Source organism: Hymenobacter psoromatis (genome assembly GCA_001596155.1).
Lineage (GTDB): Bacteria > Bacteroidota > Bacteroidia > Cytophagales > Hymenobacteraceae > Hymenobacter.
In genome coordinates this window covers 11,927-29,363 of sequence record CP014771.1, presented here as the reverse complement: position 1 = coordinate 29,363, position 17,437 = coordinate 11,927, and the positions used below count along the sequence as shown (strand labels likewise).

The window sequence follows — 17,437 nt, the reverse complement described above, 5'->3', positions numbered from 1 at the left end:
GTTGCCATGCATACCAACTACTATTTTCTGCGCCAGCTGGCCCCGGCTCTTACCGAGCAACTGCGCGGCTACCGCGTGGCCAGCTGCTTTTCGCAGGAGAAGGACGAGTTGGTAATCGGCCTGCTGAGCGAAACGGGTACTGAGTTTTGGCTGAAAGCGCAATTAGGCGCGGCTTTTCCGGCCTTGGCGCTGCCCGAAACCTTCCACCGCGCCCGCCAAAATTCGGTGGACTTATTGCCAGAGCTGCTGGGCCGCACGGTGGCCAGCGTGGAGGTGTGGCCGCAGGATAGGGTGCTGCAATTCAGGTTCGTGGAAGACGCCGCGACGCTGGTTTTCAAGCTGTATGGCCCCCGGCCGAATGCTATTTTTCGGCCCACGCCGGGCGCGCCGGCCCAGTTGTTTCATCAGCGCTATGCTACTGATGCCGACCTGGTGCCCGCCGCGGCCCCTACCCCCCTCATTATCGGCGAAGCCGGCAAGCTGCCGCCCGCGCTGGCCGACCTGCCGGCGCGCTTCCTGCGCGAGCAGCGCGGCTATGACCCCACCCCGGCCGCGCTAAAGCAGCAGCTCGCCACCGAACTGCTCGCGGAGCTGGAGAACCCGGCGCACTACTATATCATCTTCCTCGACGGCCGCACGCGCCTCAGCCTGATGCCGCTGGGCGAAGTGCTGGACACGCTGCCCGGTGCCGACCCCATTGGCGCGCTGCGGCGCTTTGTGCCGCTGGCGCTGGCCCGCCGCGCCCTCGAAACCGAGCGCCGCCAGCTGCGCCAGCTGCTAACGCGCCGCGCCGAGGAGGCCAGCACCAGCGCGCACCTGGCGGGCCAGCGGCTGCACGCGCTGGCCCACGAGGCAGGCTACCGCCGCCGCGCCGACCTCATTATGGCTAATCTGCACGCTATCGCGCCGGGCACGGCCCAAGTGGAGGTAGTCGATTTTTACACCAATGAGTCGGTAATCATCAAGCTAAAGCCGCTGGAAAAGCCCCAGCGCACCGCCGAAAACCTGTATCGCAAGGCCAAGAATCAGCAAATTGAAGAGCGCCAGCTCCAAACCCGCGTGGCCGACCGCGAGGCGGAAGCGCTGCAAGCACTGGTGTTGCTGGAAGAGCTGGACGACCAGCCCGCCCTGGCCGAGCTGCGCGGCCTGCGCGCCTGGCGCAAGCTGCACGCCCTCGACCCTACCCCCCTCGCCAAGGCCGCTAACGAGCTACCGTTCAAGGTGTTCGAAGACCACGGCTTTACCATCTTGGTGGGGCGCAACGCGCAGAACAACGACCTACTAACCCAGAAATATGCCCACAAGGACGACCTGTGGCTGCACGCCAAGGACGTGAGCGGCTCGCACGTGGTCATTCGGCACCGGGCGGGGCAGCCGGTGCCCGAGCCGGTGGTAGCGCGTGCGGCACAGCTGGCGGGCTGGTACTCCAAGCGCCAGCACGACTCGCTGTGCCCGGTCACGGTGACGCCCAAGAAGTTTGTGCGCAAGCCCAAGGGCTCGCTGCCCGGCCAGGTGCTGGTGGAGCGCGAACGGGTGGTGCTGGTGGTGCCCGGCAATCCGTTTGAGAAATAGCCAGCTACAAAAAAAGCCCACCTTGCGGTGGGCTTTTCGATTTGCGTGCGCGCGGGGAGATTCGAACTCCCACACCCGAAGGCACCACCCCCTCAAGGTGGCGTGTCTACCAGTTTCACCACGTGCGCAAAAGGCAATCGGCAACTTGGACTCGGCCGGTGGGGCCGGCTTCGCTGAGGCGGCGAAGCGGGTGCAAATGTACTACGCTTCATCGTTTTTTTCAAACCTACTGCCGATTTTTGCTGTCCCTACCCCGTAAATAATCAGTCGGCCCAAACCTTACGCGCTAATTGGCAAGAAAGTAGCCAATGCGTGTTTATTTTCTCTACCTCCTTTTTTATGCCTGACGCACCCAAAGCTTTCGGTAAAAATTCATTTTTTGGGCGTTTTGCCGAGCAAACTACCAGAGTGGCGGGCTCGACCGCCGTATTTGTAGCAGCGGTGGGTATTGTGCTGGTGTGGGCCCTGACCGGGCCGCTGTTTAAGTATTCTGAAACCTGGCAGCTTGTTATTAATACGGGCACTACTATTATTACCTTTTTGATGGTTTTCCTCATTCAGCGGGCGCAGAATAAAGATTCCCTGGTATTACATCTTAAACTGAATGAACTGCTGGCGGCCACCAAAGGCGCGAGCAATCGCCTCATCAACGCCCAGGATTTTTCGGAGGCAGAAATTAGGCTCATTCACCAGTTTTATTGTTTATTAGCCGACAAAGCCAGGGCCGACAATGACCTGGGCGAAACCCATTCGGTGGAAGAAGCCGAGGACAACCACCACGACAAGCTGGCCGCCCACCGCGCCGATTGACATTTTTTGGTCCTTGAGTGTTGCTTGCTAGTCGTGGGGGTAGGGCTTCCCTGTTGCTCAACAATCAACTACCAGCAATCAACAGCTGACAACTATGAACCAAGCGCACTGGCACCTTCTTTTTAATCACGCGCCCATTTTTGGGGCGCTGGCGGGCAGCCTGCTACTGGCGGCGGGCCTGCTGCAGCGGCAGGACGCGCTGCTGCGGGCCGGTCTGTGGGCGCTGGTGCTGGCCGTGGCCGTGGGCCTGCCGGCGCAGCTCACGGGCCCTGGCGCGGCCAAAGTGGTGCGGGATATGCCGCGCGTGAGCCAGGCGCTTATTCAAAACCATGCGCAGGCGGCGCGGGCGGGCTACTGGGTGCTGGTGGCCACGGGCACGCTGGCGCTGCTCACTATCATGCAGCTGCGGCAGCGGGCGGCGCGGGCGCGGCTGCTGGTGGGCCTCACGCTGCTGGGCGCGGTGCTCAGCTTTGGCATGCTGGCGCGCGCCGGCAACCTGGGCGGGCAAATCAGCCACCCCGAAATTCGGGCAGGCTTCGGCACGCCTGATGAGCTGTAGGGTAAGCTTTAGCTTGCCGTTTTAAGACTGGCTCATTCTTTTCTGTTTACTCACGGCAAGCTGAAGCTTACCACGCTTTTTTTCCGGCAAGCTAAAGCTTACCTTACCCTATATGGCTTTTCCTTTTTTTGGGGATGATAAATCGACGGTGGCGCGGCTGCTGGCCACCCTACCCCAGGTGGGCCGGCTGGAGTGGATAGGCCGGCGCCCGGCGCGCCGCACCGAGCCGGAGTCCGTGGCGGAAGCCGACATAATTACTGACCGGCACCTGGCCGGCGACCACGCCAGCTCCAAGGCCGGCGGCAAGCGCCAGATTACCATTATTCAGCACGAGCATCTGGCGGCGGTGGCGGGCTTTCTGGGCCTGGCCGAGCCGGTGGCGCCCGGCCGCCTGCGCCGCAACCTGGTGGTGAGTGGCCTCAACCTGCTGGCCCTCAAAGGACGGCAGATTCAAATCGGCGATGAGGTAATTCTGGATATCACGGGCGAATGCCACCCGTGCTCGCGCATGGAGGAAGAACTCGGCTCCGGCGGCTACAACGCCATGCGCGGGCACGGCGGCCTCACGGCGCACATTGCCCAGGGCGGCCGCCTGCGGGTGGGCGATGCCGTGCGGGTGCTGCCCCCTACCCCCACCCCTAACGCCAACGGGCAAGGGCAATAAAAAACCCGCAGCCAAGGGCAGCGGGCTTTTCTGAGCTATGAAAATACAGCTCTGACGAGCTTATGATACTTTACGCAATGCTTAAGCTTAGCGGATTTATCCCGATGGAACTTTTTTTCAAGTGCCATCCATCCGCACGACTTTGGGCGTGAAGGAGCCCAGCACCTCCACCAATTCGCGCTGGCTGGCCATCACGGTGTGGATGTTTTTGTAGGCCTGCGGGGCTTCGTCGAGGCCGCCGCCGAGCAGCTCCACGCCGTGGTCGGCGAGCTGCCGGCGCAGGTCGGCTTCGCCGATTTCGGCTTTGGCGCGGGTGCGCGACAGCAGCCGACCGGCCCCGTGCGAGGCCGAAGACAGTGAGGCCGCCGCGCCCCTACCCCGCACAATAAAGCCGGGGGCCGTCATGGAGCCGGGGATGATGCCAAGCACGCCCGCGCCGGCCGGGGTCGCGCCCTTGCGGTGCGTGATGACCTCGCGGCCATCGACCAGGCGCTCCTTCCAGGCAAAGTTGTGGTGGTTTTCCACTTTCGCCAGCGGCTTTTCGCCCAGTGCCCGCGCCAGGCGGCGGTGAATCTGGTCGTGACAGGCCGAGGCAAAGTCGCCGGCCAGGTTCATGGCGGCCCAGTACTCCTGGCCGGCCTCGGTGTCGAGGCCCAGCCAGGCGAGGTGCTGGGCCTCGCCGGGCAGCTGGCACACGTTTTTGGCGAGCTTGGTGTAGTGCTCGGCAATGCCCGCGCCCAGCCCCCGCGAGCCCGAGTGCGAGAGCACGCCCACATACTGGCCCAGGGGTAGGCCCATTTCGTTGGCCGGGTCAGTGATTTCGACAATCCCGAATTCCACGAAGTGGTTGCCCGAGCCCGACGTGCCCACCTGCTCGGCGGCGCGGTCGAGCTTGTTTTTCAGGAACGGAATGGCCTGAAACGTGTCGCTGTGCAGCACCGCGTGGTCGAGGCGCTGGCCCCGCTCCCAGCTCCGACCGCTGCCGAAACGGGTGTTTTCGAGCAGCAGGTGGCGCACTTCCTGCACGCGCTGGGTAAGGAATTTAGCCGGCAGGTCATACACCGAAAGCGCCATGCGGCAGCCAATGTCCACGCCCACGGCGTAGGGAATTACGGCGTTGTCGGTGGCCAGCACGCCGCCGATAGGCAGGCCGTAGCCGTGGTGGGCGTCGGGCATGAGCGCGCCGGCCACGGTCACGGGCAGCTTCATGGCGGTTTCCATCTGGTGCACCGCCCCGGCCTCGATGTGCTCGGCGCCGAAGGTGACGTAGGGCTTGCGCGCCACCAGCTCGATGTGCCGCGACACGGGGGGTAGCAGCGCGGCAGCGGTGTGGCTCCAGGCCAGGTCGGTGAGGAAATCGGTGGGCGTCGCCAGAATTGCTCCTAACAATTCGAGCTGGTCGGCCTGGGTCAGGCGCTTGAATTCTTTGCGTTGCAGCTGCGCCAGCGCCAGCCCAATAGCGCGGCCCTCGGGAAACCCGAGCTGCCGCAAGTCATTGCCCCGTAAAATAGAAGCCATTGTTTTGAGATTTAGAAGTTGGAATTAGTGATGCGGCTGATTAGGAATTCGGCGGAACGTCATTCCGAGCTTGCCGAGGAATCTCGCTCGCTTCATAGAACGATGTCCGAACGGCCCGAGCGGGATTCCTCGGCAAGCTCTGCATGACGGGTAGGCAGCTTTCCAATCAGCTTCACCCACAAACTACCGGAGCGACAAGCGGCCCGCGTCGGGCCAGAAGGCGACGTGACAGGTCGAAGGAACGCGGGCCTATGGCATCCGGCAACTAGGTAATAACCTGCTTATTACAGGTAATAAAAACTAAACCGGGCAACGGGCGCCGCGCCTACGTATGCGCGTTGCTGGCTTACGCTACCGCCGGCGGGGCCGGCGGGCGGGATTTGCACCCGCATCTCATCGTCTGGAACGAAGTAAGGCGCGACTACGGCACCGGTTTAGGTAGGAGTATCTGCTTGGGGCAACAAGCGGCCGGCCTTCTGTATCCTGCTCTACCAAGCTGAGCTACAGCCGCTACCGAAGCAGCAGCCAACGGGATTCGAACCCGCGACCTGGCGAATCGCAATCGAAGTATGGCCGGACTACGGCACCTAATTTAGATAGGCGACAAATTGAAATTTCTCCAGATTCAGGGCGACAAGCGGCCGGCGTATCCGCCGCGCCCGAGGGGGTAGCGACGGTGGGATTCGAACCCTACGGCTTGCACCGACAACCACGAAGTAACGCCGAACCTACGGCACCTGAAAGAGAGGGAGTTGGCGGCCGGTTTGGAACGGGCCGCCGGAGCAAACAGGGCCCCGGCGGGTAGCCGTTCCGGCCAGCGGCTGCCATTAAGGGGTCAGCCGTTTGCCTAAGTCGGGAATCATTGCACAGATTCGTATGAAGGGTATAACAATTAGTCTGCCAGTTTCAGTACACCCGAATAAATTAATTTATTCCCAGTCTAGTTACTGACTCACGCGACCGGCCGGGGTTTCCGCTTGATTGCCCGGCCGGGCCGCTCCGTTTTCATAGCTCAATTTTCTCGATTTCGGTGAGCGCGCTACCCTTCTTTTCGAGGGCAGCGAGCACGTCGAAGATTTTATCCGACCAGCCGGCGATGAGGGCCACGCCGTGCTCGGCGCGCACGTCGAGCGGGGCGGTGCCGTGGCCGGCCAGGTCGAAGAGGTAGAGGCGGGCCTGGGGAGCCACGTTGGCGCGGTAAGCGGCCCATTCCTGGGCCAGCGTGCTGCCTTGCCCGGCGCTGTCCCAGAGCTGGCAGTCGGTGAAAATCATGATTTTATCCACTACCTCGCGGCGTTGGCGCAGGTCCTGCACCACGAGGTGGCCGTTAGTAGCGTAGCCGACCTCGCCCTCGCGGCGGTACAGCTCCTGCACGTTGCGCAGCACCTGGCCCTGGGGCAGCGCCACCCGCTTCCAGGTGTTGCCAAAGATGCCGGTAACTACGTGCTGGCAACGGCTTTGCAGCAACATGCCCAGCACCAGGCCCACGTCGTAGAGCAGCACTTTGCTGCGCGGCGAAATGGGTTGCTGCATCGAGCCCGACACGTCGCAGGCCACCACCACGCGGGTGTTGGCCCCGAAACCGCGCAGGTTGCGGGCGCTGGCCCCAATAGCGGCCTCCAGCGCGGCCAGCACCTGGGGTGCCGCGCCCACTTCCAGGGCCAGCACCTCGCGGTAGGCAGCCAGGAAGCGGAAGGGCAATTGCCTGGCGCGGGCCACTTGGCCGGCGTCGGCGAGGGTAGCGCAGGCCAGGGCCAGCGTTTCGGCGTTTACGTTGGCTTCCAGCAAGTTGCGCAGATTGCGCAGCAGGGCCATGTAGCCCAGGCGGCGGCTGGCCACCAGCGTTTCCCAGGTGCTAGTGACGGCCGCCTGCCGCTCGGCGGGCGAGGGGTAGGCGACTTGCCCGGCGGCCGACAGCTCGGTTTCCCAAGTGTAGGGCACCGGCAGCGTACCGGCCACGAGCTGGTCGAATGCCGCCCGCTGCGCCTCGTCGCGGGGCTTGGGATGCACCAGGAACAAGGCATCGCGGAGGCGCACGGCCGCACCGTCACGGTCGTACTTGGCCAGCTGGTAGGCGTCGAACTTGTTGAAAGCCAGGGCCAGGCCGTGCTGCATCTGCTTGGAGAGCCGACCCAGGACTTTCGCGCCGGTGCGGCCATTGGCCTGGGCATAAAAAGCCAGCAGCTCGGGGATTTCGTCGGCGCGCTGCACCACCCGCGCCACCAAGCGGCTCACCAGGTTGTCGCCCCGGTGCAGGCGGGCCAGCTCCACGGCCAGCACCAGCGGCACCGAGCGCAGGTAGAGCTGCTCGCGGGCATACACCGCCAGCCGGGCCACAAACCGCGGGTCGCTGCGGGCCACCAATTCGCGCAGGCGGACCAAGCGGGTATCGGCCGACTCGTAGAACTGGTCGCTGAGGGCGGCCGTAGCCACGGCGGCGTACAGCTTCTGGGCCGGAGTGAGGGGGTAGGCCGGCGCGTTTTCGTGGTTGCGAACCGGCGCGGCGTTGCTGCGAGAATTAAAGTTGAAACGCATAACCCAAATAAGTAGCGGATGGGAAATAAGCTGAATTAATTGCGGTTTTATCGCTTATCAATTTGCAGTGGACATACCTTTTCCGAGCAAATAAAAATTAATTTTTATTTGCGAAACAGACACAAAAAAACCCGGAATTCGAGGCTGGGCTTTTACTATCGCAAGGGTCTTACCGATTAATTACCGGTGTCGAAACCACGAAGAAAAACCACGGGGATACCCATCCCGCCCGGCTAGGCCGAACTGCGGCTGGGAATAGGCAGGCAGGAAGCTGGGGCGGAATATGGGCATCGGGAGAATGAGCTAAGCGGCTGATAACCGGCTAACAACAAAAAACCCGAGCTGCAAGGGCTCGGGCGGCGACAGTCTTAGCGGAAGCTAAAATCAGGCAAACGTACCGAGCCGGAGCAGCTTTTCTGGCTGCTTTTTATCCGAATTGCGCAAGCTTATCAGGTGGTGGTACATGGTGTTTGGGGTTTAGCGTGACAAAGGTGGGGCAATTATTTTACCTGCGCAACTATTCGTTGAATAATTTTTGAATTATTTTTCAAGAGACGATAAGTGATGCGATTAAACCGCATTAATTAATTCGACAGCCACGTGAAGTAAGAAGCAAAAAGAACGTCATTTCGAGCTTGCCGAGGAATTTCGCTCGTAGCTATTCGGGTGTCGTTCAACGGGGCGGGCGAGATTTCTCGGCAAGCTCGAAATGACATTCTTTTTGGCAGCTTGTTTCGTGAGAAATATCCTGAGCGCCGGCTGGCGCCGAGCCGTATTTTTGTGAAACGTGACTGATTCTACTTTTCTCCAGCGCCAATGGCTGCCCGACCGGGTGGCGACAGCGGCCGTGGGCTCGCCGGCCCAGCAGGCCTTTCGCGCGGCGATGGCGGCTATTGAGGCGCTGCGCGCGCAGCTGAGCGCCTTGCGGGCGGCGCAGGCGGCTACGCGCCAAACGTATTGGCGGCAGGTGGGGCCGGTAGCCGCCGCCGCCGTAGCGGCCCGCCGGGCACTGTACGCGCCGCTCGAACTTGCCCTGACCGACGGCTACCTCAACCGCGCCGAGGCGATGCAGGTGACGGAGCTGCTAGTGCATAATGCCCACAGCCTGGAAAGGCGCTTTGGGGAGGATGAGGGCGAGCTACTGGCGCGCTACGCGCCTATTGCGCCCGTGCCAGACGAGGAGGTGGCCCCTACCCCCCTCTCGCCGGCCGAACCGCCTACTGCGCACGAGTTGCCGCACGAGCAAGCGGCGGCGGCGGCCCGCGCCCGTCGGCAGCAGCGCAAGAAGCTGCACCACGCTACCCAGGCCCAGGCCGCCGAAGCCGAGGGCCAGTCGTTGCTGCAAAACACCAAGGCTGCTTACCGGCAGCTGGCCCGCCTGCACCACCCCGACCGGGCGGCCCAGGCCGATGCGGCCACCCAGCAGGCCCAAACGGCGCTGATGCAGCGCATTACGGCGGCCTACGCGGCCGGCGACCTGGCCGCTTTGCTGGCGTTGCTGGCTGCCAGTGAGGTCCCTACCCCCGCCGCCAGCCCCGAAGCTAATGCGTTGCTGCGGCGCTACACTGCCGCGCTGGCGCAGCAGCAGACGCAGCTGGCGCAGGAGCTGGCCGCCGCCCAGCGCCCCGTGGAAGACGCGCCCTGGAGCGGCACCGAAAAGCAGCAGCGCACCCGCCTGCGCCAGATTAAGCGCGACCTGCGGGCCGAAACGGACTACCTGGAGTATCTGGCGCGGCAGCTGCAAGAGCCAGCCGGCCTGGGGCAGCTGCTGCGTGAGTTGGCCGCTAACGGGCTGGCTGGCTTTTAATTACTACTGTTACGCGCTTTCTTCGCTAAAGCGCCGCTGGGGCAGTAGCGCGATTTTTGTAAATCGCGTCCCCGCGCCGTGAAAGCCATTCCAACGGCGCGGGGACGCGATTCACAAAAATCGCGCTACTGCTCACCGCGTGACAGCAGTTAATTAACAAAAAAGCCGCCCCGGCGCGCTACGGCACTGGTGCGGCTAACAAGTTTGTCTAGCGTAAGCGACTATTTATTGGCCAATACATCTACCATCTCGATGGCGGGGGGGCTGGCCCATAGGTCGGCGTGGGTGCCCAGGGCCGCGGCTACCTGGCCCGCCAAGTGGGCTTTTCGGCCCTCTTCATCGGGGAAGGTATCAAAAATGCCGAAGGTGGATGGCCCCAGCTGCAAGGCGTACCAGGTGAAGGTGGCGGGCTCGGCCTGCACAATGGGCAGGGCACCACGCAGAAAATTCGCAACGGTTTGCTCGTGGCCGGGCTTCACTTCGAGGCGCACCAGTAGCGCTTTTTTAACCGTATTCATGGTGGAGAGGGTAGGGATACTAACAGCCTGGCCTTGTTACCGGACCAGCAACGGGGGTCGCCGTCAGGCAACTACCAGCAGTACTTGCTTGGCTAACTAATTGTTTAGCAAATTCCCCGACAACCAACGCTTGGGCTAGCCGGCAGACGGCTGACCGTGGCCCAGGGCGGCGGCGGCAGCCTGCACGGCTTCGGCCCGGTAGGCGGGGGCGGTGGCGGGAGCGCGCAGCAATTGCAACAGGTGCATATACTTGCGGCGGCCTTCGGCCAGCATAGCGGCAGGCACTTCGAGGGGGAAAACGCCGAAAGGCTCTACTTTTTGCACGCCTACCAGCAGAAAGCGGTCGGCCTGGAGGGCATCGAGGTAGAAGGCGGCTTGGCGGTCGTAGTCGTAGTGGCTGCATTGCAGCCGGAAGTGGTCGGCGTCGCGGGCCAGGGTAGTTTTGAAATCAACGACGGTGTAGGGCTGGCCAGGCTGGTCCAGCACCAAGTCGGCGCGCAGCTTGCAGAGCGTGCCGGTGGTAGGCTCGCTGAACACGGCGCTACGCTCGGTCACGCCGTGTTCGAGCAGGCGATTCAGCTCCGTATTCAGCTTCACGCCCTCGACCAGCCACCAAATGAGGGTGTCGTTGAGGCCGGGCTGACCGGCTTGGTAGTCGGCCGGCTCCAGCAGGGCCGTGTGGAAGGCAGTGCCGAAGCTCAGGGCACCCGAGCCGGAGTCGGGGCGGGGCGGGCGGCCGTCGAGGGCATCGCGCAGGCGCGACAGGTCGGAGTTGGCAATAGCGGGTAGGGCGCGGTAATCGTCGTAGGAAACGCGCAGCAGGTCGGGGCGGGCGGCGGAGGCAAGAGGCAGGTCAGACACCCTCCTTAAACAGAAAGAGGGGTAGGCTTAGTTGTCCCTTTTATCGATAATAATGAAAGGGGGTAGCAATTTCCGCGCATCGCGGCAATTGCTACCCCCTTTGCGGCGGCCAACGCGGTGAAGCAACTGCTTACTTTACCGTGATGAAATATATCCGCAGCGCGAGCTTATTGGTCGTGTTGCGTGAGTCACCCAGGATTGCCCGGTTGGGAAGAGCCGGCGCGGCGGAAGAAATCAGGAAGCCATTATTCTGAATCGTTCGGTTGATAACTCCTTGTATATAACCAGTTACCACCCAATTGTACGAACCTTGTTCGATGCCGGTGGTTGACGACACCCCCGAAGCATACGCCACGCTACCCACGTAAGTGGCAGTAGGATGGTTGTTGGCATCGGTGAGTCTAATCGTGAGATTAGGTGGCAACGGCACGAATGGCGAAAGCGTGGAAGCTGGCACCAAGGCCGTAATCTGGGCATTGGTGACGGTGAGGTTGGCCCCAAACTGCTGCAAGTCGGTGAGGTAGGGAAACTCCAACCGGGTTTGCAGGCCCAGGGCTCCTTCGACCACGGTAGTCATCCCGGTGAGGGAGGAATTGACCGCCTGGAGCGAGGTAGTGGGCAGATTCCGGATGGCCGCCGTGCTGCGGCCAGCCTTTACCTGGTAGAAGTGCCGGTTGCCATTTGCCAGCGAGAACGTGCTGGAAAGCGCTACCGTCGGATTGGTCGGGTCGTGGTAGTAGAGCATCAGCGCCGCGCCGGTGGCCGAGACACTCAGCCGCACGATAGCCGCGTCGTCGCCGGAGGCCGGCGTAAGAACCAGGCCCGGCAGAAAGTTATCAAACAGGTCTTGGGTATTAAGAAGGCCCAACTGGCCCATCGACAGCAGCTTCATGCCAAAAACATCCTGCAAAGGCAAGCGGAAGATGGTCTGCGTGGGTCGGGTCCGCACCCTGGGCGCTACACCGCCCCTGTTAAGCAGCGTAGTCGAGTCGTAGTTGAGGCTGGTGAGCTTGGGCGAGGCGAAAGACGGCTTGGTTAGCGAGATGGGGTCGATGAGCGGATGCACCTCAAACAAGGCCTGGGTCTTGGTGGTGTCGCCGTAGAGGTAGCTATCGGGCGTCTTGGGGGTTGCCGCGTGCAGCACCAGCGTCGTGGAGTCGTACACGAAGGTGGGGTCGGGGTGGAATGCATCGGTCAGGCCCACCTGAAAGAAGCTTTTAGCCGTGAGCGTGCCCAACTGCGGGTCGGTGTAGCGGCCCACCAGCAGGTTGTCCGAGTTGGAGGTTATTACCGAGTCACGCAACACCGTGGAGGTCCGGATAGTAACGGTATCGATGAGATACGCCCCGGTATTGGCCTGCGCGTCGGGCAGCCCTACCCCAATGTCGCTGACATCCTTGGTGCAGCTGGCCGCCAGCAGCGCCAGCGCCAGCAGAAGGGCGTAGGGCAGCCGGCTCCGGGAGGAAACCCGGAGCCAGCTGGCCATTGTTCGCGTCGCTGCGTTACTGCTGCGCTGCACTAGGGTCAAATTTATAGAAATCATCGAAGCGTTGGCTACCGTTGTAGCCCGTGCCCACATAGCCGTAGTTACCAATGCCAAACGACACGGCTGAGTTGCGCCCGGCCCCGCCGCCGGTAAACGTGAAGGGGTTGGTAGCCGTCCAGGTGTCCATAGTAGGGTCGTAAGCCTGGACGTCGGCGCGCACGGCGCTGTTGCTGCCCACCGTTACGTAGCCCAGGTTGCCAACTACGAAGGAAGAAGCGTAGGCCCGCGCCACGGCGCTGTAATCATACGAGCCTGTCGAGTTGCTGATGTTGGCCAGGTAGTTCTTCTGAGTCCAGGTGCCGTTGCCAACCGGGTTATAGGCCCAGAAATCCGTTACGTACAAGTTATTGTCAATACCCGTACCCATGTACATTTGACCGTTGATGACGAAAGCGGTTGCTCCAATACGCTTTTTACCGGGGAAGCCGGCCGTCAAGGCCGTCCAGGTATTTTTAGTGGGGTCATATTTATAGAAGTCATTCTCGTTATTGCCGTCGTAGCCACAGCCTACGTAGCCAATATCGCTGATGCTAGCGGCTACCGCGCCGTAGCGGCCCGAGCCGTTCGGGGTTGGAAAGTCGGCCACCCGCTTCCAGCTGCCGATGGTAGTCGTCGTCGTGGTCATGGTGCCCGTGGTGGTGGTGGTAACGGTATTAACCGTCGGGTCAAACTGCCAGAAGTCACTCAACAGGTTGACCCCATCGTAGCCGGTGCCCACGTAACCTTTGCCAGCGGCAGAGAAGGCTACGGCGTTGTAGCGCGCGGCAGCGGTAGCGGGCAATGGCGTTACTTTATTCCAGCCGCCGGTAGCTGGGTCTAGTGAATAGAAATCACTGTATTTCTTGGCATTAATATCGACACCGGTGCCTACGTAGGCCACGTTATTGATAACAAAGCTGACGGCATTGCTGCGGGCCGCGCCGCTAAACGTACTGGCTGGAGTCCAGTTACCCAGTACGGTGGTAGAATCAGAAGACTTGCAGCTAGTGAGGCCGAGGCTGCCTAGCAGCACTAGTGCCAGCATCAGCTGGCTTGCTCGTAGAACGAGGTTTTTCATGAAAAAAAGAAGATTGTGATACCCTTGAGAGGCAGCAGGGCGACAGGTTGGTTGCATGCGCCCGAAGTAGAAAAATGCTTTATTTGGACCCGCAAGATACGGTTTTTTTCACCCCCTACCCCCTCTTCCATCGGCCAACGGCCGCTTTGCATTGGGTAAACGCTAAAAAAGGGGATGACAGTATGAGGAGATAAAAAGTTGATTTCCAGTTTCCCAGCGGGCTTTTTTGGTCGGGTTGCCGGGCTTAACAGGCCATAAACAAGCTGGGTTCCAGGCCCTACCCCACGCAAGCGCTTTAGTCGAACCGAATGGCGACCATCGGCTTGATGCGCGCAATCAGGTAGGTAGGAATGAGTACCGAAAGGATGGACGCGGTGAGCGTAGCCACGTTGAGCAGCACCATCACGGTGGGGTCCCAGGCAATGGGCACGCGGTCCATGTAGTAGTTCTCGGGGTCGAGCGGGATGACACGGAAATAATACTGCAACGCGCAGAATCCCAGCGCGATAACATTACCAATGACGAGCCCTTTGAGGGTAATGGATAGCCCGCGAAAGAAGAACATTTCCCGAATTTGGTTGTCGGTGGCGCCCACGGCCTTCAGGATGCCAATCATCTTGGTGCGCTCCAGAATCATGATGAAAATGGTGGCGACCATATTAAAGGTGGCGACGAAAATAATGAGTATCAAAAAGATAATTACGTTTCGGTTCAGCAGGTTGAGCCAGTCGAAGAGCTGGGCGTATTGGTCGGTTATTTTCTCGATGCGCACCTCGTAGGGCAGTTGCTCGTAGAATTGGTCGAAGGTGGCATCGAGCCGCGCAAAGTCGCGCAGGCGCACTTCAAGGCCGCCCACCAACGAGTCGGGCCAGGCATTGAGCTCCTGAATCTGGCGCAAATCGCCGAGCACGTACACCTCATCGAACTCGTCTAGACCGGTTTGGTAAATGCCCGACACCCGGAACGGACGCACCCGCGGCGGCTGCTGAATGAAGTAGAACAGCGCCTTGCTACCCACTTTGAGGCGCAGCTTATCGGCTATTTTCTGCGAAATAACGATGTCGTTGCTGGCTGCCGAATCGGCGAAGGTGATGAACTTGCCGGCCACCATATTCTGGCGCATCGAGCTGGGGCCGTGGCGCTCGCTCACGCCCTTGAGCACCACGCCCAGCACTTCGTCAGGCGTTTTAATGATGGCCGTTTTGCGGGCGAAGGACTGCACGGAGGCCACCTGGGGGTAGCGGGCCAGCGCGCGCCGCAGCTGGGGCTCGGAGATGGGTGCTACTTCGAGCGAGTTGTTGGTGTCGTAGCGCGAGAGCTGCACGTGGGCACCAAACGAGAAAATCTTGTTCTGAATCTGCTCGCGAAACCCGTGCAGAATGGAGAACGACACTATCATCACGGCAATGCCCAGGGCAATGCTGACCGTGGCAATTCGCGTAACGGAATGGGTAAAGGAGCCGGTGTCGGCGCCATCCATGCGGCGCGATATGTAGCGGGCGGTATTCACGAGTGGCCGTAAAGCTACGGCCGCGCTGGGCGCTTCTTAGTAACAACGGTACTTTTGGGCCATGATGAAATGGATTTTCGTGGCGGCGGGCCTCGGCGCCTGCTCGCCCCACGGCGAGGCCAGCGCCGATGTGCCCGCCCGCCGCCCGGCCCCGGCGGCCCGCCCTACCCCCCCCGCCCGGCCGCTAGTGGTGGGCGCGGCGCAGCTGGGCCGCTACCTGCCTGCCCTGCGCGGCAAGCGCGTGGGCCTGGTCGTGAACCAGACTTCGCGTGTCGGCAACGCGTATTTGGTGGATACACTTAAAACGTTGGGCGTCAACCTGACGGCCATTTTCGCGCCCGAGCACGGCTTTCGGGGCGAGGCGGCCGACGGGGCCACCATTGCCGACGGCCACGATGCCCGCACCGGCGTGCCCGTGCGCTCGGTGTACGGTAAAACCAAGAAGCCTACCCCCGAGATGCTGGCCGACGTGGACGTGCTGGTGTTTGATATCCAGGACGTAGGCACGCGCTTCTACACCTTCATCAGCACGCTGCATTATATACTGGAAGCCGCCGCCGAGCAGGGCAAAACGGTGGTGGTGCTCGACCGCCCCAACCCCAACGGCGCGGTAGTCGATGGCCCCGTGCTGGAGGCTAAGCACCGCTCGTTTGTGGGCCTCGACCCGCTGCCCATCTGCCACGGCCTCACGGTGGGCGAGCTGGCGAAGATGATGAATGGCGAAAAATGGCTGGCCGGCGGCCGCGCCTGCCCGCTCACGGTGGTGCCGGTGGCGGGCGGCTACACCCACGCCACGCCCTACCCCCTGCCGGTGCGCCCATCGCCCAACCTGCCCACCGCGCGGGCGGTGGCGCTCTACCCCAGCATCTGTTTATTTGAGGGCACCAACGTGAGCGTGGGGCGCGGCACTGACCGGCCATTTGAGGTGATTGGGGCACCCACGCAGCCCGCCACGCGGCCCTACCAGTTCACGCCCCGCCCCAACGCCGGCTCCCCTACCCCCCCGCTGAATGGCCAGCTCTGCTACGGCCTCGACCTGCGCCAGCCAGCGCCCGGCGAGCCAGCCGAGTTTTTCAGCGTGCGCTATTTGCTCAATTTTTATCAGCAAAGCACCGACAAGGCGCACTTCTTCACGAAGTATTTTGAGCAGCTGGCCGGCACCGACTCGCTGCGGGCGCAGGTGGTGGCGGGCCGCTCCGAAGCCAGCATCCGGGCCAGCTGGCAGCCGCGGCTGGGGCAGTTCAAGGCGCTGCGCAAGAAGTATTTGTTGTATCCTGAAAAATAATAGGCCGACGCTTGCGTAGCGTGACCATTTTACGAAGTTGTTGTAGGAAGTCGTCAGCCCGTCATTCCGAGCTTGCCGAGGAATCTCGCTCGCATCGTTGACCGACACCCGAACGGCGCGAGCGAGATTTCTCGGCAAGCTCGGAATGACATTCAGGCAACTTATGGCTACTTCCTAAACGGCTTTAATCTCTTCACTAAAATGCCCGCTCCCCTCCGAATCGTCTTTATGGGCACGCCCGACTTCGCCGTGCCCACCCTCGAAACCCTGCTCGCAATGCCCGAGGCGCGGGTGGTGGCCGTCATCACCGGACCCGACCGGCCCGCCGGGCGCGGGCGGCAATTGCAGGCCTCGGCCGTGAAAACGGCGGCGCTGGCCCACGGCCTACCCGTGCTGCAACCGACTAACCTTAAAGACCCGGCTTTTCAGGCCGAATTGAAAACCTATACCGCTGATTTACAAGTGGTAGTAGCCTTTCGGATGCTGCCCGAAACCGTGTGGAACATGCCGCGCCTGGGCTCGGTCAACATCCACGCCTCGCTGCTGCCGCAGTATCGCGGCGCGGCTCCCATCAACTGGGCGCTGATGCACGGCGACCAGGGAACGGGCGTGAGTAGCTTTTTTCTGCGCCACGAGATTGATACCGGCGACCTCATCTTGCAGGATAAAATTGCCATTGAGCCTGCCGATGACTTTGGGTCTTTATATGATAAACTGAAGGTGGCGGGCGCGGCGCTGGGCCGGCGCACGGTGGCGGCCATTGCGGCGGGCACCGCGCCCAGCACGCCGCAGCCCCCTACCCCCCACCTGCGCCCCGCTCCCAAGCTGACCAAGGAAACCGGCCGGCTCGACTTCCAGCGCCCCGCCGCCGAGCTGGTGAACCAGGTGCGCGGCCTCGCGCCCGCGCCCGCCGCCTACGCCACCCTGCCCGATGGCCGGGGCCTGAAAGTATTCCGCGCCGCCGCGCTGCTCGGCCCTACCTCACCCGCCGGCACCTGGGCCACCGACGGCCGCCACTACCTGCGCGTAGCTACCCCCACCGGCTGGCTCAACCTGCTCGAAGTGCAGCTCGAAGGCAAAAAGCGCCTCACGACCGAAGAGTTTTTGCGCGGCACCAAGCTGGAATTAAGCTAAAAAATAGCTTTTCGCCCCTACTAATTGCTCACTGCTGTTCCGCCCTATCTTATTCGAGATG

14 protein-coding genes and 1 tRNA gene are annotated in these 17,437 nt (G+C 61.9%); 7 read left to right on the top strand and 8 right to left on the bottom strand.

What is annotated here, in order from left to right:
* Positions 1-6: 6 nt before the first annotated feature.
* Positions 7-1,572, top strand: coding sequence for a hypothetical protein (locus tag A0257_00115; GenBank protein AMR25644.1), 1,566 nt, complete (start codon positions 7-9; stop codon positions 1,570-1,572).
* A gap of 46 nt (positions 1,573-1,618) precedes the next feature.
* On the opposite strand, the gene A0257_00110 is transcribed toward A0257_00115, so the two are convergent.
* Positions 1,619-1,700: transfer RNA gene (locus A0257_00110), tRNA-Leu, on the bottom strand.
* 211 nt (positions 1,701-1,911) lie between these two features.
* Between A0257_00110 and A0257_00105 the strand changes: the two genes are divergently transcribed.
* The 3 genes from A0257_00105 to A0257_00095 all read left to right on the top strand — a co-directional run bounded on the left by A0257_00105 (position 1,912) and on the right by A0257_00095 (position 3,605).
* Complete coding sequence (locus tag A0257_00105) at positions 1,912-2,382, top strand: hypothetical protein (GenBank protein ID AMR29562.1); 471 nt, start codon at positions 1,912-1,914, stop codon at positions 2,380-2,382.
* 94 nt (positions 2,383-2,476) lie between these two features.
* The gene (locus A0257_00100) at positions 2,477-2,941 is read left to right on the top strand and encodes a hypothetical protein (GenBank protein AMR25643.1); all 465 of its coding nucleotides are present in this window, start codon (positions 2,477-2,479) and stop codon (positions 2,939-2,941) included.
* Between the two features lie 112 nt (positions 2,942-3,053).
* Positions 3,054-3,605 (top strand): molybdenum cofactor sulfurase, encoded by a 552-nt coding sequence (locus A0257_00095; protein ID AMR25642.1) that lies wholly within the window; start codon positions 3,054-3,056, stop codon positions 3,603-3,605.
* Positions 3,606-3,722: 117 nt separating this feature from the next.
* Here the strand turns inward: A0257_00095 and A0257_00090 are convergent, their stop codons facing one another.
* Together A0257_00090 and A0257_00085 are read right to left on the bottom strand one after the other, a co-directional pair.
* Positions 3,723-5,123: an RNA-splicing ligase RtcB gene (locus tag A0257_00090; protein AMR25641.1), complete on the bottom strand. Its 1,401-nt coding sequence runs from the start codon at positions 5,121-5,123 to the stop codon at positions 3,723-3,725.
* A gap of 1,005 nt (positions 5,124-6,128) precedes the next feature.
* Positions 6,129-7,658 (bottom strand): ribonucleoprotein, encoded by a 1,530-nt coding sequence (locus tag A0257_00085; protein AMR25640.1) that lies wholly within the window; start codon positions 7,656-7,658, stop codon positions 6,129-6,131.
* A gap of 787 nt (positions 7,659-8,445) precedes the next feature.
* Here A0257_00085 and A0257_00080 point away from each other — a divergent pair.
* On the top strand, positions 8,446-9,465 hold the full coding sequence (locus A0257_00080; GenBank protein ID AMR25639.1) for a hypothetical protein: 1,020 nt from the start codon (positions 8,446-8,448) through the stop codon (positions 9,463-9,465).
* 221 nt (positions 9,466-9,686) lie between these two features.
* Here the strand turns inward: A0257_00080 and A0257_00075 are convergent, their stop codons facing one another.
* The 5 genes from A0257_00075 to A0257_00055 form a co-directional block, all read right to left on the bottom strand.
* Entirely contained in the window at positions 9,687-9,983 is a 297-nt protein-coding gene (locus A0257_00075) for an antibiotic biosynthesis monooxygenase (GenBank protein ID AMR25638.1), read from the bottom strand.
* A gap of 135 nt (positions 9,984-10,118) precedes the next feature.
* A complete protein-coding gene (locus A0257_00070) occupies positions 10,119-10,844 on the bottom strand; it encodes a hypothetical protein (GenBank protein AMR25637.1) in 726 nt (241 codons plus the stop codon).
* 130 nt (positions 10,845-10,974) lie between these two features.
* A complete protein-coding gene (locus A0257_00065) occupies positions 10,975-12,330 on the bottom strand; it encodes a hypothetical protein (protein ID AMR25636.1) in 1,356 nt (451 codons plus the stop codon).
* A gap of 16 nt (positions 12,331-12,346) precedes the next feature.
* On the bottom strand, positions 12,347-13,414 hold the full coding sequence (locus tag A0257_00060; protein AMR25635.1) for a hypothetical protein: 1,068 nt from the start codon (positions 13,412-13,414) through the stop codon (positions 12,347-12,349).
* 328 nt (positions 13,415-13,742) lie between these two features.
* Positions 13,743-14,861, bottom strand: a complete 1,119-nt coding sequence (locus tag A0257_00055) for an ABC transporter permease (GenBank protein AMR29561.1) — start codon at positions 14,859-14,861, stop codon at positions 13,743-13,745.
* 283 nt (positions 14,862-15,144) lie between these two features.
* Between A0257_00055 and A0257_00050 the strand changes: the two genes are divergently transcribed.
* Both A0257_00050 and A0257_00045 read left to right on the top strand, forming a co-directional pair.
* A complete protein-coding gene (locus tag A0257_00050) occupies positions 15,145-16,242 on the top strand; it encodes a hypothetical protein (protein AMR29560.1) in 1,098 nt (365 codons plus the stop codon).
* Between the two features lie 201 nt (positions 16,243-16,443).
* Positions 16,444-17,376 (top strand): methionyl-tRNA formyltransferase, encoded by a 933-nt coding sequence (locus tag A0257_00045; GenBank protein AMR25634.1) that lies wholly within the window; start codon positions 16,444-16,446, stop codon positions 17,374-17,376.
* Positions 17,377-17,437 lie beyond the last annotated feature (61 nt).

What these genes read in the sequence shown, in the direction of transcription:
- A0257_00115 (AMR25644.1), top strand. Translation starts at nt 7, where the DNA reads ATGCATACCAACTACTATTTTCTGCGCCAGCTGGCCCCGGCTCTTACC.
- A0257_00105 (AMR29562.1), top strand. Translation starts at nt 1,912, where the DNA reads ATGCCTGACGCACCCAAAGCTTTCGGTAAAAATTCATTTTTTGGGCGT.
- A0257_00100 (AMR25643.1), top strand. Translation starts at nt 2,477, where the DNA reads ATGAACCAAGCGCACTGGCACCTTCTTTTTAATCACGCGCCCATTTTT.
- A0257_00095 (AMR25642.1), top strand. Translation starts at nt 3,054, where the DNA reads ATGGCTTTTCCTTTTTTTGGGGATGATAAATCGACGGTGGCGCGGCTG.
- A0257_00090 (AMR25641.1), bottom strand. Translation starts at nt 5,123, where the DNA reads ATGGCTTCTATTTTACGGGGCAATGACTTGCGGCAGCTCGGGTTTCCC.
- A0257_00085 (AMR25640.1), bottom strand. Translation starts at nt 7,658, where the DNA reads ATGCGTTTCAACTTTAATTCTCGCAGCAACGCCGCGCCGGTTCGCAAC.
- A0257_00075 (AMR25638.1), bottom strand. Translation starts at nt 9,983, where the DNA reads ATGAATACGGTTAAAAAAGCGCTACTGGTGCGCCTCGAAGTGAAGCCC.
- A0257_00065 (AMR25636.1), bottom strand. Translation starts at nt 12,330, where the DNA reads ATGGCCAGCTGGCTCCGGGTTTCCTCCCGGAGCCGGCTGCCCTACGCC.
- A0257_00060 (AMR25635.1), bottom strand. Translation starts at nt 13,414, where the DNA reads ATGCTGGCACTAGTGCTGCTAGGCAGCCTCGGCCTCACTAGCTGCAAG.
- A0257_00045 (AMR25634.1), top strand. Translation starts at nt 16,444, where the DNA reads ATGCCCGCTCCCCTCCGAATCGTCTTTATGGGCACGCCCGACTTCGCC.